Origin of the sequence: Paraburkholderia ferrariae NBRC 106233 (assembly GCF_000685035.1) — a bacterium.
Taxonomy (GTDB): Bacteria; Pseudomonadota; Gammaproteobacteria; order Burkholderiales; family Burkholderiaceae; genus Paraburkholderia; species Paraburkholderia ferrariae.
Genome location: NZ_BAYB01000045.1, coordinates 1 through 1,886, shown reverse-complemented (window position 1 = coordinate 1,886; position 1,886 = coordinate 1). Strand labels below are relative to the sequence as shown.

The following is a 1,886-nucleotide window of genomic DNA, read 5'->3' as shown; positions in this document are numbered from 1 at the left end:
GGACCGATTTTGTGCCACGGTGTTTGGCAATGACCTGAAGGAATTGTAAAAATTTGTGCGCAATGCCGCGGGCGACCGCGTCTTTTGCCCGTCCTGGGGGAGTCGCATGCCTGCGATTGAACGCGTGAACATCTTGGGAGTTCCTGACCAGCACGGACTTGCTGCGCTGTTGGGCGACCGGGTTCTCGAAGCACGCAGCGATGCATTGATGCCGCAGTCCCAGGACGGCCAGACCGCCCTGGCGGTTTTCGCCGCCATCCAGGAGGATCGGCTGTTCTTCCGGCAAGAATCGATCTGTTCGATCAACGCTCCCGCACAGACCCTCTACCGCGAGGCGCTGGTACGGATGAAGGTGGGTGACGTGGTTCTGCCACCGGGCCGTTTCATTCCGGCTCTGGAAAGACTTTCGCTAATGCGCCCATTCGACTGTTTCGTCCTCCGACGCACGATCGATGCGGTCCGCGCTATGCCTGGAATGAATTTCGGTTGCAACGTTTCGGCACAGAGTGCGCGCGACGATCACTGGTGGGAATCGCTTTTTCTCGAACTGGCGGCGGAGCCCGACCTTGCGGCCCGACTGATCGTGGAAATCACGGAATCGGCCCCGGTGTCCCCAATTGATGCCCGCGCATTTGTACGGCGTTTAAGGGCACTGGGTGTCCGCGTTGCCGTAGACGACTTCGGCGTCGGTTTTTCCGCCGATGCAGTGCGCGTGTCTGCGCCCGACATTATCAAGTTGGACCGGTCGTTTATGCGACGTGTCCGGCAGGGGACCTATACCGTTGACCAATTGGGCCGCCTGGTCAGGATGGCGCGTTACATCACGCCGCTCCTCGTCATCGAGGGTATCGAAACGCCCGACGATGTCCGGGTCGCGCGAGAGGCGGGCGCGCAGTGGATTCAAGGATATTACCTCGACGCAGCCGATACGCCATCTCCAATGACAGTTTGATCCGTGACGTTGACTTTCTCTCAGGCTCTGGCATGCCCTCGGAACAGCCGGAGCTTTTGGCTGGCTCAAACCGGCCTTTTTTATTCGTGGAATGGGTTCCGGGCGGTACATGAGAGTTAATCCCGGCGCCCCGGTTCGTGACCGATATGAAAACTGGAGCACCGCACTTCGTCGCAAGCCTTCTTTTCTGTTTGTCGACAGCCTGTCATGCCGGGCACGAAGCTATCTTCTATTACTCGCTCGCTCCGAAGACGGAAATTGCGAATCCGGAGCGCGTCGAGTCTGCCGCCTTCCCCGGCCGTGGACGTCTCGGGGCAAGCGTGTTCCCGCTGCCAGCGGTGTTCGGCGATGCTGGAATGCGCGAGTTTGTTCGCGCGGACGGTACACGAACGACCTGCGCGTTCCATATCGCGAATCCGGGCTCATCGGGCACCAGTGTTCCGGACGCGGACAAATTTCAGCTTGCTCCAGAAGTAACCCGTCCACAGACAGGAAGCCGCCGGGAAGACGCGTTGCCCACCTCGTCGACTGGAAAAAATCGCTCGCCAGAAGGTACCGTCGCCCCAAAGCTGGCGCCATTTCTGTCGGCAATATCCAAGCCGGGCCAGACGAATCGGGCTTTCCACGGAAGTCGTTCCATTCCGGTGAATAAGGGCACTGGACAAGCAAACAAAACAGTGTCTTCGGCAAACTACCGGTGGGTTCTCTTCGTATCTGCGACGGTAGGCGCCACCGGCGCCGGGTGTTGAACGCGATTCGAACTTTCCAGATGGGTACGCTCCGTTCTTTCTGAACGGATCTGATCAAGAAACTGCATGCAGCCGGCGCCACGGGCCTCTACGAGCGCAAGTTCCAGCAGTTCGTGCGCGTCCCGCTGCTGATCGTTGACGACTTCCCGATGCTGCTGCCGAACTGCTGCAGACCCTGGTCCATC

At 59.4% G+C, this 1,886-nt stretch carries 2 protein-coding genes; both read left to right on the top strand.

Annotated features, from left to right (window positions below; genetic code table 11):
* Positions 1-106: 106 nt before the first annotated feature.
* Positions 107-952 (top strand): EAL domain-containing protein, encoded by an 846-nt coding sequence (locus tag BFE01S_RS41165; protein WP_084170343.1) that lies wholly within the window; start codon positions 107-109, stop codon positions 950-952.
* A 137-nt stretch (positions 953-1,089) separates the two neighbouring features.
* Entirely contained in the window at positions 1,090-1,701 is a 612-nt protein-coding gene (locus BFE01S_RS44810) for a hypothetical protein (protein ID WP_156967244.1), read from the top strand.
* The last annotated feature ends 185 nt before the right edge of the window (positions 1,702-1,886 follow it).

Bases quoted from the DNA above. Each gene is read 5' to 3' on its own strand.
- BFE01S_RS41165 (WP_084170343.1), top strand. From the start codon at position 107: ATGCCTGCGATTGAACGCGTGAACATCTTGGGAGTTCCTGACCAGCAC.